The organism is Streptomyces sp. NBC_00859, assembly GCF_045161865.1.
GTDB lineage: Bacteria > Actinomycetota > Actinomycetes > Streptomycetales > Streptomycetaceae > Streptomyces.
In genome coordinates this window covers 7,696,825-7,710,486 of sequence record NZ_CP108826.1, presented here as the reverse complement: position 1 = coordinate 7,710,486, position 13,662 = coordinate 7,696,825, and the positions used below count along the sequence as shown (strand labels likewise).

Here is a 13,662-nt window from a genome sequence, read left to right as displayed (position 1 = left end):
GGCAGTGGCAGGAGTGTGAGCGCTCAGCCCTTCATGCCGGAGAAGGCGATGCCCTGGATGAACTGGCGTTGCATCGCGACGAACACCACGATCACCGGGAGCGTGGCAAGCAGGGATCCGGCCATCAGCACCGGATACTCCGTCAGGTGGGCGCCCTGAAGGGAGGCCAGGCCGGCCGACAGCGGCATCTTGGCCGGGTCGGTGTTGACGATCAGCGGCCACATCAGGTCGTTCCAGGACCACAGGAACGTCAGGACGCCCAGCGCCAGCAGCCCCGGCCGGGCCAGCGGCAGGGCGATGCGCCAGAAGACCGTGAAGGGGTTGGCGCCGTCCAGCCGCGCCGCCTCCTCCAGCTCCTCGGGCAGTCCCATGAAGAACTGGCGCAGCAGGAACGTGCCGAATGCCGAGAACATCCCGGGGACCACCAGCGCCTGCATCGAGTCCAGCCAGCCGAGGTCCTGCATGATCTGGTACTGCGGCAGCAGGAAGAGCTGGCCGGGGACCATGAGCACGGCGAGGAACCCGAGGAAGATGGCCCCGCGCCCGGGGAAGCGGATGCGCGCGAAGGCGTATGCCGCCATCGAGCACAGCAGCAGCTGGGCCGCGGTCCGCAGCACGGCCATCACGGCGGTGTTCACGAACTGACGCCCGAGAGGGATCGCGTCGAAGACCTTCCCGTAGTTCGACCAGTCCCAGTGTGCGGGCAGGATCGTCGGCGGCACCCGTACGGACTCACCGAAGGTCTTGAAGGAGGTCAGGACCTCCCACGCCAGCGGGAAGACGGTGACCACCGCGCCCAGCGCGAGCAGGACGTGGGCCGGCCACAGCCTGCCCTGACGGCTTCTGTTCTGAGCACGCCGGGAACCCTGCGTGCCCCGCGTCGCCTCACGCATAGTGGACCCACCTCTTCTGCAACCGGAACTGGACGGCGGTCAGCGCCATGATCAGGACGAACAGCACACAGACGATCGCCGCGCCGTAGCCACGCTGGTTGTCGAAGAACGCCTTCTGGAAGAAGAGCATCACGACGGTCTGACCCTGGCCGTAGGCCGGGTTCTGCAGCGCGTTCTGCGTGTTGGCGCCGAGGATCAGATACACCAGGTCGAAGACCTGCAGCGACTGGATCACCGAGAGCACGGTGGTGAAGAACAGCGTGGGGCTCAGCAGCGGCAGAGTGACGGAGAAGAACTGCCGGATGCGCCCCGCGCCGTCGAGGGACGCCGCCTCGTAGTAGTCGCCCGGGATGCTCTGCAGGCCGGCCAGCAGCAGGATCATGTTGTAGCCGACGGTCATCCACACTCCGACGACGGCGACCGCGATACGGACGGTGCCCGGGTCGGAAACCCAGTAGGTCCCGTTGATGCCGATCGCGGACAGCGCGTGGTTGAGGATGCCGGCGTCGCCGTTGTACAGCCAGCGCCACACCACCGCGACCGCGGCGGGCATCGTGACCACCGGCAGGAAGTACAACGTGCGGTAGATGCCGGTGCCGGTCAGACCCTTGAGGTTGAGCAGCACCGCCAGCACCATCGACAGCGGGATCCCCAGCAGCACGAGCCCGGTGTAGATGCCGGTGTTGCCCAGTGACTGCCAGAACTCGGGGTCACCCACCAGGGTGCGGTAGTTGGAGAGACCGATCCAGCTGGTCCCACCGAAAGCGCCCCACTCGGTGAAGCTGTAGTACACCGTCTGCACGACGGGCCACAGATAGAAGACTGCGAGACCCAGCCCGGCCGGTGCGATCAGCGCGTAGCCCCACCACTTGTCCCGGTGGCGGAAGCGGCGCTCACGGCGGCGCAGTTCCCGCTGGTCCAGGGTGTCCTGGCGGGTGCGCTGCGCCGGTACGGCGGTTTTCGCACGCACATCGAGGCTCATCAGGACCGGCCCTTCCTCTCCTGCGCGAGGAGCTGGTTCATCGCGTCGGTCAGGGACCGGGTCGCGCTCTTGAGGCTGTCGTCGCCGCTCCACGCCCTGGCCAGCCACATCTGTTCCTTGTGCTGCCAGGCGGCGCTGTTGGCGGAGCTGGGGAAGGGCACCGAATAGTCGAGCGCGTCCAGGTGCACCTGGAGGTCGAACTTGGGCATCCCGTCGGCCCACGGTTCGGCGGTGCCGTTGCGCGCCGGGATCGCCGTGCCGTACTTGCCCTGGAGCAGCGATGCCTCCTCCCCGCCGAGGAACTGGACGAACTCCTTGGCCAGCTCGGGGTGCGGGGTGCGGGCGTAGACGACGTTCGCCAGGCCGTGCAGGACGGTGGCGCGGTGACGGCCCTTGGGCATCGGTGCGACGTCGATCTTGGCTCGCAGTTCGGGGTCGCCGTAGAACATCGCCGCGTTGTAGGACGCCTCGTACGTCATGGCCAGCGTCCCGGACTGGAACATCTGGGTGGGGTCCGTGTCCGCCATCTGCTGGAGGGTCGGAGATGCCTGGTAGCGGTGGATCAGGTCGATCCACAGCTGCAGGCCGTCCCGGGTGTGCTCGTCGGAGTAGCCGGAGCGCGTCTTGTCCTGGGAGATGACCCAGCCGCCGGCCTGCGGTATCGAGTTGTAGTAGTTCTCCTGCGCGCGGACCGGAGCCCCGACGCCGTAGATCCCGCGCTTGCGGTCGGTGAGCCGCTGGGCGTTGGAGATCAGGTCCTGCCAGGTCCAGGACGAGTCCGGATAGTCGACCTTGGCCCGGTCGAAGATCTCCTTGTTGAACCACAGCGCGACCGTGTCGAAGTCCTTCGGGGCGCCGTACTGGGTGCCCTTCCAGCGGTAGAGGGAGACCAGGTCGGACGGGAAGTCGGCGGGGCGCAGCACAGCACCGGACCCCTCGGTCTCCAGCGGGAGCAGCTGTCCCGCATCCGCGTAGAGACCGAAGTTCGGTCCGTTCATCCAGAAGACGTCGGGAGCGGAGCCGCCGGTGCACGCGGTGCGCAGTTTGGTCCAGTACGTCCCGTTGGGGGTGAGCTGGACATCGACGGTCACCCCCGGACGGGTGCGCTCGAACTCCCGCGCCGCCCGTTTCATCGCGGGAACCTGGTAGACGTCCCAGACGCCGTAGGTGAGATGCCCGCGCCTGGAGCCGCCCGAGGAACCTCGGGAGGCCGGGGACGGGGAGGGGCTGCAGCCGGCCGCGAGCGGAGCCGCCGCGAGCGTCGTGGCGGCGGCCGCCGTGAGGAGGGAACGTCTGCGCACGCGGAGCCTTCCTGGGGGGATGGAGCTTTTGACCTCGCCGCGCGGGAGAGGCCGTGAAGCCGACGGGGACCGTTCGGTGGGGGACACTGCCCCGCAGCCGGATAATCGGACATTATTTGCTCAAAGTTGATGGGTCAATGGCTCTTCCGATCATCTTTACGCATTTGAAGCCGTCGAGAGAGTCGCCTCCGCGCACCCTGCCCCCAGCGCCAGCCACCCGCGGCGCCCCAACACCGCCACTGCGCACCAGTCTTGGCGGCAAGCGGCAAACGTGCAGGGCCGCGCGCGCAGGCCGGGGGCAGCCGCCCCACTCCATGGCCGGATTCCTGGACCGGCCCCCGGACAGCGGCCATCGGGGAGCGGAAAGTTTCCCCGCACGGTGTGTCGATTCCGCCTGTGGCCGTTCGACGTCCGTATGAGAGAGCGGGTACGAGGCCCGCCCCCCATCACGAGGAGAACGTCATGCCGCGCTTCATTTCCCTGATCCGTGTCGACGAGAAGACCGCCCCCGCCGCGCCCAGTGCCGGCCTCATGGAGCGGATGGGTGAGCTCATGGAGGAGATGACCAGGGCCGGGGTCCTGCTGGACACCGGCGGCCTCGGCCCGATCGACTCCTCCAAGCGGGTGCGCTGGAGTGAGGGCAGGACGACCGTATTGGACGGACCGTTCACCGAGGCCAAGGAGGTCGTCGGCGGGTACAGCCTGGTACAGACCAAGGACCTCGACGAGGCTGTCGAGTGGGCAAAGCGCTTCGTGCAGCTGCACGAGGAGGAATACGACCTCGACTGCGAGGTCCGCCAGGTCTTCGGTTCCTCCGACGACTGACGGCCGTGTCCGGTTGCCGCGTCGCCGCTGGGCTGCTCTGATGGGTGGCCGTGACCAGGAGCGACGCGGACCGGGCGGTCGAAGCGGTATTCAGGATCGAATCGGCGCGGATCATCGCCGCGGCCGCACGGATCGTGCGGGACATCGGCATCGCCGAGGAGATCGCCCAGGACGCGCTGGTCGCCGCGCTGGAGCAGTGGCCCGCCTCAGGAGTTCCGCAGAGGCCGGGCGCCTGGCTCATGACCACGGCCAGACGCCGGGCGATCGACCTCGTACGCCGCCGCGAGACATACGCGCGCAAGCTGGCCGAGGCCGGCCGGGAACTGCAGGACACACACCCGCCGGCCGACACCACCGCCGATACCGCCGTCGACTGCGCCGACAGCGCCGACACCATCGACGACGACCTGCTGCGGCTGATCTTCACCGCCTGCCACCCCGTCCTGGCGACCGAAGCCAGGACCGCGCTCACGCTGCGGCTGCTGGGCGGGCTGAGCACCGGCGAGATCGCCCGCGCGTATCTCGTCCCCGAGGCGACCGTCGCCCAGCGCATCGTGCGCGCCAAACGAAAACTGGCGGCGCGCGCGGTGCCGTTCGAGGTGCCCGACGAGGCCGAGCGCGGGCAGCGTCTGGCCTCCGTCCTGGAGGTCATCTACCTGGTCTTCAACGAGGGCTACTCGGCCACCGCCGGCGAGGACTGGGTACGCCCCGCGCTGTGCGAGGAAGCGCTGCGCCTCGCACGGGTACTGGCGGGGCTGATGCCCGAGGAAGCCGAAGTACAAGGCCTGCTGGCCCTGCTCGAGATCCAGGCCTCCCGCATCGGAGCCCGGGTGGGAACAGCCGGCGAAGCAGTCCTGCTCGCCGACCAGAACAGAGGCCGCTGGAACCAGCTCCTCGTCCGGCGCGGCTTCGCCGCACTGCTGCGCGCCGGCGAACTGGACGCCCGCCCCGGCCCGTACACGCTGCAGGCCGCCATCGCCGCCTGCCATGCCCAGGCGCCTACGTATGAGGAAACCGACTGGCACCGGATCGCCGCTCTCTACGCGGCACTGCCACCCTCCCCCGTGACCGAGCTCAACCGCGCCGTCGCCGTCTCGATGGCCGAAGGCCCGGCCGCCGGACTCGCCATCGTGGACGTGCTCGCGAAAGAACCCCCGCTGTCCGGCTACCATCTGCTGCCCAGCGTGCGCGGTAGTCTGCTGGAACGCCTGGGGCGAGATCAGGAAGCGCGCGCGGAGTACATCCGCGCGGCAGACCTGACGGACAACACAGCCGAACGGGACCTGTTGCTCCGCAGGGCCGGAGTGGACCACCGCAGACCGCGGCACACACAAACCTGACCCACGGGCCGTCACCCCCTGACATATGAGCACTTGCGAGGGCACATCGCATGCGGCACTCGCCCCCACACCCCGTCATCGCGGCCACCGGAGGCCCTCTTGACCGTGCAGGTCGCGCGGACCAAGGCGGCAACGGGCGCTGACAACTCGGGGCCCCTCACGAGGGCAGAGAGGCAAGCCAGCCAGTCAGGATCTCGTTGACCTCCTCGTGGCGCTCCTGCTGGATCCAGTGGCCGCACCCCTCAAGGATCTGCGAGGAGACCAGACCGGGCAGGGTGGAGGGGTACTCCTGGATCGCATCGGACATCCAGGTGGTGGAGGCATCCAGTGCCCCGCCGAGAAAGAGGGACGGCTGAGTGATCGGCTTGCCGCGGAAGTCGGCGAGATCCTCCCAGTCCCGGTCCATGTTCCGGTAGCGGTTGAGTGCTCCGCTCATACCCGTCCGCTCGAACTCCGCGGCGTAGACGTCGAGATCGTCCTCCCTGAGCCATCCGGGCAGTCGGCCGGCCGGGAACCGGTCACGCAGCCCCCCGCCGCGGGTGACGAAGTGTGGGTCCGGGGCGCCGGGTGCGGGCATCGTATCGGCGGAGAGCGCGGCGTAGTAGCCCACAAGCCAACCGCGCACGTCGGGTTCGATCTCGGCCTCGGCCCGGCCGGGCTCCTGGAAGTAGGAGACGTAGAACTCCTCGTCCCCGCCCATCTTCGCGAAGACCTCACTGGGCCGAGGACCGCCGGGCGGTGCGTAGGGAACGCTGAGCAGTCCGACCGCGCGGAAGACATCCGGCCTGACGAGGGCGGAATGCGCGGCGATCGTCGAACCCCAGTCGTGCCCGACGATCACCGCTGTCTCCTCGCCGAGCGCCCGCACCACGGCGACGTTGTCCTCGATCAGGTCGAGCATGCGGTACGCGGACGCCTCACCGGGCTTGGAGGACCGCCCATAACCACGAACATCAATGGCGACCGCCCGGTACCCGGCTGCGGCGAGCACCGGCAACTGGCGGCGCCAGGAATACCAGGACTCCGGAAAGCCGTGGACCAGCAACACCAGTGGCCCGGCGCCGTGCTCCACCAAGTGGGTCCTGCCTGCGGGAGACGGAACGAGGCGGGCGGCATCTGTTACCTGGTCGGGCTGCGACATGAGTCCTCCGGGGGCTTCGATCGATCTGCTTGCGCCGAGTGCGCCACCGGCCCGGTACGAAGTGGGCCGCAGGCCAACATCTCAGGTAGCGATCATGCGACGGGCACCGGTGCCGCCGCGAGTTCTGTTGCTGCTTCGGCAAAAACGCTCTGCTGCGACGGCCATCAGGGGACGGAGCACCGCCGCGGATTCCCTTGACAGTGCCGCAGCATCCAGCACACATACGCCTTCCGGATCGCCGGACGAGCCCGCATCGCCCGAGCTACGCGTTCGGCGAACGGGGCCTGGCCCTCGGCTGTCCTTGTCCCAGAGTGGTGACCATGCTGAACCGGGTAGCCGTCCTGTCCGACATCCACGGAGTCCTGCCGGCCTTGGAGGCGGTGCTGGCAGAACCCGACGTACGCGCCGCCGATCGCATCGTGCTCACGGGCGACATCACCTCGGGTCCGCAACCGACCCAGGTTCTCGCCGGACCAGGTGGCACAGTGGTCGACCTGCCGTCCGTCAGCGCGAGTCGACCAGCGAATACACCGCGTAGAGGACCTTCGGCTTGTCCTTCGGGGTCAAGTGGACGAGAGCCTGACCCTGGAATTCGTCCACGATGGCGGAACGTGGCGTCGAGTTGAATACCTTCTCCGCCGGCCCCGGGGTGATCTGCATGGACGAACTCCCGCGCAGAGCAGCCTTGGTGATGGACTCCTCGTTGTGCGCCAGCGACGACACGGTCAGCACCCCGCCGTCCTTCGTCCGGAGTGCGTAGATCTTCTCGCTCTTCGCGGGCTTGCTGAAGAAGGACACCTGAGCCTGCGAGCCCAGCTCGTCGTTGCGTGTCCGATACGTTTTCAGAGCGTCCTTGGTCCACCCACTCGATGCCAGCTCCTTGCCCTGGTGCTTCCCCCCGCTGGTGTAGAGGTCCTCCCACGCGTTCTTCACCTCAGCGGGGCTGAGAACACCGCTCTTCGCACTGGTGGACACCGCGGCCGCGAGGCCACCACGACTCGTGTCGATCGCTGGGACCGGGACGCTCAGGTGGACCGCCCTGACGGCCTTCCACTCGCCGCCGACCTTGTCGAAGACAAGCAGGGAGGGGTACTTGGAGCCGTTCATGTGGCCGATGAACATGAACCAGCCCGCGTTGGCCGGCATGGCGAAGGAGCGCTGCTTGTACGTGAAGGGGTTGCCGTACTCCTTCCGCTTCTTGCTCGGCCATGTCGGGAACGCCTTGAACTCCGCCTTGCTCAGCTCGTAGACCTGGCCTCCCTCCACCGTGCCGAGCAACTTGGCGTCGCGGGTCTTGTTGCTCCGGTTGTTGACCTCTTCATAGTGGTCAACGATTTTGTCCGCCTGCGCACGGGTCACCGCTCCGGTGGGAGAGGGGCTCGCGCTCGCCGGCCGCTTCGAGTCCGCGGCGTCGGACGAGGCGCCGCAGGCCATCAGGGTTGCCGCAGCAGCCAAGGTGACGGATGCCGCCGCGTACTGACGCGCACGCCGCCTGGGTATCTTCACGGAACGGCTGGGGGCGATCTGCTGGCTCTTCACTGGACTCCCTGGAGGCGATCATCGGATGAACGTCATCGTAAGGGCTCCGGAACACATCAAACCGCGTACCACCGAGCGTGGTTGGACCTCCGCTCGTCCCGTGGGCGGGAGTCGGCGCAGGACTCGGTGAGACGCGATCTCCGCGGACTCGCCGGCCCGGCGGAATCCGGCGGAATCCGAAAACGAGCGATGCGGTTGAATCGGGGTGAGCATGCTCAGCCGAGGCGTCGACGCTGTCAGCGCCGTGTTCCTTCGAGAGGTAAGTCATGGCAGATCCATTTTCCGTACGAGTCGGAGTGCGCGGGTACGAAACCGACACGCAGGGCCATCTCAACCAGAGCGTGTACTTGCAGTACGCGGAACACGCACGCTGGGCGATCCTCCAGGACTCGGGCATCAAGCAGAACGATCTGCGCGAGAAGGGCATCGGCCCGGTGGCCCTGGAGACGACCATTCGCTACAAACGCGAGTTGGTCGCAGGTGACCAGGTCGACGTGAGCTGCTCCTTCGTCTGGAGTGATGGCAAGACCTTCCGGATCGAACAGACCATCCGGAAGACCGACGGCACACTCGCGGCAGAGCTCACGTCGGTCGGCGGGCTGCTCGACCTCAAACTGCGCAAGCTGGTCACCGGCCCACGGGAGCGCTTCCGGTCCCTGGCGAGCGACCCGGGCCTGCTCGGCCTCTGAGCCGGAGCCGGTCGGCACGGTCAATGGAACAGTACGGGCGAGAACAAGAACACTATGGACGGCAACGGATTGGACCGGATGGCCGCCCGGAGGCGACGGAGCCCTGGTGCCCGCCTCCACACACCGGTACGCGGTGGTTCCGTCCTGTCGCCGAACGCCCCATGAGCGGGGCCACTCCACGGAGGTTCTGAACATGCAGCACGCCCGCACCGGCCGCACGGTATTCGGTGCGCTCGCCGCGCTCGCCCTGGCCTCCCTCGCCGGATGCGCCCATACCGAGCCCGCCGCCCCCCGCCACACCACCGGATCGGCAGCGCCGAGCCTGACCGCGAGGCCGTACGCCCGCAAACTCAAGCAACTGGAAGGCCGGTTTGACGCGCGCCTGGGTGTCTACGCAATCGACACCGGCACCGGTCGCGAGGTGGCCTACAAGGACAACGACCGTTTCGCCTACGCCTCAACGTCCAAGGTACTGATCGTCGGCGCCGTGCTGCGGAAGTACTCGACGAGTGAGCTGGACAAGGTGGTGAAGTACTCCAGCAAGGATCTCATCGCCAACTCTCCCGTGACCGGAAAACACGTCGCGAGCGGAATGAGCCTGCGCGCTCTGTGTGACGCCGCGATCCGGTACAGCGACAACACCGCCGCCAACCTCCTTTTCGACGCGGTCGGTGGGCCCGGGAAGGTCGGCATGGACCTCACGAAGCTCGGCGACCACGTCACGCGGATGGAGCGCCGCGAGCCCGAGCTGAACCGCTGGGTGCCGGGTGAGCAGCGGGATACGAGCACCCCGCGGGCGATGGCCGAGGACCTGCGCGCCTTCGTTCTGGGGGACGCTCTCGGCAAGGCCGGGCGGGCGCAGCTCACACACTGGCTGCGGACCAACACCACGGGAGCTGATCTGATCAGGGCCGGTGTGCCCAAGGACTGGGTGGTTGGTGACAAGACCGGGACCGGCAGCTACTACGGCGCCCGCAACGACATCGCAGTGGTGTGGCGCCCCGGCTCCGCACCCGTGGTCGTGACGGTCATGTCGAATCGCTCGGAGAAGACTGCGGGCACCGACGACAAGCTGATCGCGCGAGCGGCAGGGGTGGTGGCCGACTCACTCTCTTGAAGGCAGGGGGCGCAGTGCGACAGACGGTGCGGCAGGCGGCCCCCTCGGCCGGCGAAACGGACTTGGCCGGGGCTCGTTGAGCGCGACATGAAGAACGTAAGCATGCAGCGGCATGTACGCATCCTGGTTATGGTCTCCGCCCTGATGCTGGGGGTTGCGGGCGCGGCGAGTGCGCAGTCGGACTCGGTGGCCCGCAACTGCCCGGCGGCGGAGATCTTCGCCACGGACAACACGGCGATCATCACGGATCCGGATGACTCGCGTCTCACGCGGCACCTGACACGCTTCGACCACGAAGTGCACGGGATCATCCGCTCGAATGGGGCAACGTCAGGTGTCTCATCCCTCCTGGACGGTGTCTTCTGGTCGGCCGGACGGCAGCAGGTGACCTACGAGCGATCACGCGCGTTCGATGTCAGGAACATCAGCCGCGGCGGGCTCCACCATGTCGCCGACCTCATTGCCAAGCAGTACGACCAGGAGTCGGTGCTCACGTTCCGCTGTCTGCGGCGCACCTCGCCGGAGAGCGACGCGGCGGAAGTCCTCGCCCCCGGCGTCAGCCGGACCCGCTTGCACGACGCGCTCGTCAACAGCCGCGAGGCACGTACCAGGCTCGGAGGCGGCTCGATCACTCCTGACGGACAGCTCATCCTCATCGCCCCTCTCGCCGACCTGCGACTGGCCAGGGAGTTCGCTGCCGGGCTCGGCGTGGACCGGCACAGAACCGAGATCCATTACGGTGACGAGGAGTTCGTGAGCTGAGGGCACACCATCTCCGGGTGCCCGCGGGAGTGGGGATACCCGGTTGCCGTGCGTCACTTCCGGCGGTCCATGCACGCGCGGATCTCGTCCAGCGGGTACGGAGTCGCCCTGCTCTCGTGCTGGAGTTTGCGGAAGAAGTCCGCCATCACTGCGGTAAGCGGAGCGTGGCGGGCGATGATCGCCCCGGCGGTCTCTGGGATTCCCGTGGGGCGCTCACCTCGGGCATACGCGCGCACCTGCGCCTCCCGGTCATCCCTTCCGTATCCGGACAGAGCTGTGACCAGCCAATTCACCAGGTAGGTGACCGAATAGCACCGGTCATAGTCCTGGTGCCTGTCGAAGAAGCCGACCTCATCCCGCGACAGATCGAAGCGGGAGGAGAGCGCAAGACCGTAGTCGGCGAGGTAGAGGTGTCTGCCGTCGGTCAGGATGTTCTCGAAATGGGCGTCGAAGTGCAGCAGACCGCGGGAGTTCATGAATGAAGTCCCGGCCTCCAGCTCTCGCTCCACCATGGTGCAGGCCCGGTCCGCGTTCTCACCCCCGGTGGCCATCTGTTCGCCCAGCCACTCGTGGAGGGTGCGCGGGATGTACTCCAGGAACAGGGCGATGCTTGCCGAGGATTCCTGGAGTGCCTCGATGCGGCGGCGCACCTGCGCTCCACCGCCCCAGTATGCGACGGCCCTTTCCACGTCGGCCAGTTCCTCCGGCAGGGGCGTCGAGTCAGGCAGCACCCGCCAGTGGTGCATGAGGGGGAAACCTTCGTGTTTCCCTGCCAGAACCCAGTTCGTCGTCATGGTCTGCACGGCGAGTTCTCTCCAGGCCCCGAAGCTGGGGCCGCCGATGCCGTACTGGCAGAAGACCGGCAACTCGAACAAGTTCGCGGTGGACCGGACGTTTTCCGGTCGCCTCTCCGGATCGGTGAGGGGCACCCTCTTCACGAAGACCGGGGTACCCGCGACCTCGAGCAGTGCCGATTTCCCGCCGATGCCCGTTCCGATGGGTACGGCGGTGTCCACAAGGTCGCGCAGGGCGTGATCACTGTGCAGGGCCAGAGAGGTGGCGACGGCGCCGTGAGCCGCCAGGCGCGCGCTCCGTGACCTGTCGGCTGTTTCCACCGCTGCCTCCATTTCGCCTCCTGCGCACCCCGGCCCGGCCCGGCATTCCGGCGTCCCGTGGACAGCAGCCGTTACACGGCGCCGGGTGTCACTGCCAGCGCGTCGATCTCGACCCTGAAGTCGGGGTGGACCAGACCCGCGACCCTCACCAAGGAGCAGGCGGGCGGCCGCTCCGCGTCCTGGTGTTCGTCTCGCACGGTGCGGAACGCGCCGAGGTCGTCCAGATCGGTCAGGTAGACCGTCAGTTTGACTACGTGCTCCAGGCTGGAGCCCGCTGCTTCCAGCGCGGTGGCCAGATTCGCGTAGACCTGCCGGACCTGGGTCTCAGCGTCCCCTTTGCCGACCAGGTTGTCGCCGTCCACAGGGACCTGGCCCGAGACGGCGATCATCGCTCCGTGGAAGGCGACCGCATGGCTGTAGCCGTTGACGGGTGGCGAACCGGCGGGACGTATGAAGTACTCCACGCCTGCGATCATGTCACGACCGGGAATAGGCTCCTCCTGACACGGAACCGGCCTCGTGCAGGAGCAGTTGGGCGACCGGGAGGGCCCCAGCGCCGGAGCCGTCCTGAACGTTTCCGCAGGCTGTGGCGTACCTCCCTGGCCCGAAGCGTGAAGCACCGTGCGAAAGCGAAGGGCTTTCGGGGTCGGACGCTGCGGTACGCGACCCGCAGGTCATTCAGATAGCGCTTGGCGATCCGGCCGCCGTGACGCTCCTGGATCAGCCGCTCGATGCAGTCGAACAGATCTGCGCGCGCCTTCGGCTCCAGCGCGCGATGGCCGGAGTAGGTGTTCAGCACGTCCAGATACTGCGCTGCCGAGTACACGAGATCCCGCTCATAGCGGCGGAAAGCCACTTGCCCGAAGCGGCCGGAGCGATCCACCTCCGCGCGGTCCGGGGCAATGCCGGCGGCAGTGGAAAGGCGCAGCCCCGGCGGCGTCGCCGGGTCGAGGCGCTCATAGCAGTCCTGTACTTCGGTGAAGAACGCCTCGCTGCCACCGGCCACATGTTCCGTGGTGATTGTCGCGAGAGCGCCGCCGCTTCGCAGCGCGTCGGCAGCCTTCCTCTGTTCCACTGGCCCTCACCGGCCCATGAATCACCTCGCCGAGAGCACCGGGCCCCGGTGCCTTCGCCCTCATTCCCAGAAGGGGAGTTCCGCCGTCCCCGTGCGGAGCGGGCCGTGGCGGACGTACCACTCAGTCGCAAGTAGTCTCTCCTGGTCGGTCCGGGGAAGGACGGCGAGCCGCCCCGGCAGGGCTCCACGCTCCACCTCCGAGCGGTGAGCAAACACCGCCGCGAGCTTCTGCTCCAGCCACGGGCGCACATCGGCAGTTGTCGTGATCCACTCGTCCGGGACGCTGTACATCGCCGCGCCATCCCGGATCAGGTCTCCGCCGAGCGCCCGAGCGGCAGAGTGCGGATGCGTGGCCAGATACAGCGCGCTCGGCTGCCACCGGGTGCCCGCATCGGGATACATGTGGTCGCATCCTGCGGCTCGGACTGCGAGTGCGGTCACTCTGTGGGTGTGGGCGTGATCCGGATGTCCGGTCAGACCTCCGTACGCGTCGTGCGTGATGACAACGTCCGGACGGAACTCTCGGATGCGCGCGACGAGACGCCCCACCGACTCGTCGAGCGGCGCGTCACAGAACCGGATGCTGCCAGGGGCCGACTGGGGGACACGAGCATCGGCGTATCCGAGCATCCTCGGTGGGTCCGCACCAAGGATGCGCAGCGCGTGGGCCAACTCCTCGGCACGGTGACTGTCTTCGGCCCAGGTCACCGTGACGACCGCTGTTCTCGCTCCTGCGGCCGCGTGACGGGCCAGCGTTCCGCCCGAAGACAGGGACTCGTCGTCCGGGTGGGCGAATACGGCGAGCAGGCTCGGTACGGACATGAGAGCTCACTTTCCAACAGGATGCGCGATTCGGGTCACGGGTCCTCCGGTTTCGTCCTCG

Annotated in this window: 14 protein-coding genes and 1 pseudogene; 6 read left to right on the top strand and 9 right to left on the bottom strand. The window is 67.7% G+C overall.

Features of this window, described 5'->3' with window-relative positions; translation table 11 throughout:
* Positions 1-23: 23 nt before the first annotated feature.
* Genes OG584_RS34005 through OG584_RS33995 form a run of 3 tightly spaced genes read right to left on the bottom strand, consistent with a single transcriptional unit; the run spans position 24 to position 3,176 of the window.
* Positions 24-893, bottom strand: a complete 870-nt coding sequence (locus OG584_RS34005; protein ID WP_405783590.1) for a carbohydrate ABC transporter permease — start codon at positions 891-893, stop codon at positions 24-26.
* Positions 886-1,875, bottom strand: a complete 990-nt coding sequence (locus OG584_RS34000; protein WP_405783588.1) for a carbohydrate ABC transporter permease — start codon at positions 1,873-1,875, stop codon at positions 886-888. Before OG584_RS34000 ends, OG584_RS34005 begins: the two co-directional genes overlap by 8 nt.
* Entirely contained in the window at positions 1,875-3,176 is a 1,302-nt protein-coding gene (locus OG584_RS33995) for an ABC transporter substrate-binding protein (protein ID WP_405783587.1), read from the bottom strand. Before OG584_RS33995 ends, OG584_RS34000 begins: the two co-directional genes overlap by 1 nt.
* A 462-nt stretch (positions 3,177-3,638) precedes the next feature.
* Between OG584_RS33995 and OG584_RS33990 the strand changes: the two genes are divergently transcribed.
* Positions 3,639-4,001 carry a YciI family protein gene (locus tag OG584_RS33990; protein ID WP_405783585.1) on the top strand — a complete coding sequence of 121 codons (363 nt, stop codon included), beginning with the start codon at positions 3,639-3,641 and terminating at the stop codon, positions 3,999-4,001.
* A gap of 44 nt (positions 4,002-4,045) precedes the next feature.
* On the top strand, positions 4,046-5,341 hold the full coding sequence (locus OG584_RS33985) for an RNA polymerase sigma factor (RefSeq protein ID WP_405783584.1): 1,296 nt from the start codon (positions 4,046-4,048) through the stop codon (positions 5,339-5,341).
* 157 nt (positions 5,342-5,498) lie between these two features.
* On the opposite strand, the gene OG584_RS33980 is transcribed toward OG584_RS33985, so the two are convergent.
* On the bottom strand, positions 5,499-6,482 hold the full coding sequence (locus OG584_RS33980; protein ID WP_405783582.1) for an alpha/beta fold hydrolase: 984 nt from the start codon (positions 6,480-6,482) through the stop codon (positions 5,499-5,501).
* 320 nt (positions 6,483-6,802) lie between these two features.
* On the opposite strand from OG584_RS33980, the pseudogene OG584_RS33975 reads away from it, so the two are divergent.
* Positions 6,803-6,949: pseudogene (locus OG584_RS33975) on the top strand (metallophosphoesterase family protein); the annotation flags it as partial.
* Between the two features lie 37 nt (positions 6,950-6,986).
* On the opposite strand, the gene OG584_RS33970 reads toward OG584_RS33975, so the two are convergent.
* Positions 6,987-8,021 carry a hypothetical protein gene (locus OG584_RS33970; RefSeq protein WP_405783581.1) on the bottom strand — a complete coding sequence of 345 codons (1,035 nt, stop codon included), beginning with the start codon at positions 8,019-8,021 and terminating at the stop codon, positions 6,987-6,989.
* Between the two features lie 266 nt (positions 8,022-8,287).
* Here OG584_RS33970 and OG584_RS33965 point away from each other — a divergent pair, with 266 nt between their 5' ends.
* The 3 genes from OG584_RS33965 (at position 8,288) to OG584_RS33955 (ending at position 10,589) form a co-directional block, all read left to right on the top strand.
* Positions 8,288-8,710 (top strand): acyl-CoA thioesterase, encoded by a 423-nt coding sequence (locus OG584_RS33965; RefSeq protein WP_405783579.1) that lies wholly within the window; start codon positions 8,288-8,290, stop codon positions 8,708-8,710.
* A gap of 193 nt (positions 8,711-8,903) precedes the next feature.
* Complete coding sequence (bla, locus tag OG584_RS33960) at positions 8,904-9,827, top strand: class A beta-lactamase (RefSeq protein ID WP_405783577.1); 924 nt, start codon at positions 8,904-8,906, stop codon at positions 9,825-9,827.
* A gap of 87 nt (positions 9,828-9,914) precedes the next feature.
* Positions 9,915-10,589, top strand: a complete 675-nt coding sequence (locus OG584_RS33955) for a hypothetical protein (protein ID WP_405783575.1) — start codon at positions 9,915-9,917, stop codon at positions 10,587-10,589.
* A 53-nt stretch (positions 10,590-10,642) separates the two neighbouring features.
* Here the strand turns inward: OG584_RS33955 and OG584_RS33950 are convergent, their stop codons facing one another.
* The 4 genes from OG584_RS33950 to OG584_RS33935 form a co-directional block, all read right to left on the bottom strand.
* Positions 10,643-11,704: a protein kinase family protein gene (locus OG584_RS33950; RefSeq protein ID WP_405783573.1), complete on the bottom strand. Its 1,062-nt coding sequence runs from the start codon at positions 11,702-11,704 to the stop codon at positions 10,643-10,645.
* A 71-nt stretch (positions 11,705-11,775) separates the two neighbouring features.
* A complete protein-coding gene (locus tag OG584_RS33945; protein WP_405783572.1) occupies positions 11,776-12,168 on the bottom strand; it encodes a RidA family protein in 393 nt (130 codons plus the stop codon).
* A gap of 8 nt (positions 12,169-12,176) precedes the next feature.
* Positions 12,177-12,779 carry a hypothetical protein gene (locus tag OG584_RS33940; protein WP_405783571.1) on the bottom strand — a complete coding sequence of 201 codons (603 nt, stop codon included), beginning with the start codon at positions 12,777-12,779 and terminating at the stop codon, positions 12,177-12,179.
* 60 nt (positions 12,780-12,839) lie between these two features.
* Positions 12,840-13,601 (bottom strand): PIG-L deacetylase family protein, encoded by a 762-nt coding sequence (locus OG584_RS33935; RefSeq protein ID WP_405783569.1) that lies wholly within the window; start codon positions 13,599-13,601, stop codon positions 12,840-12,842.
* Positions 13,602-13,662: the final 61 nt, after the last annotated feature.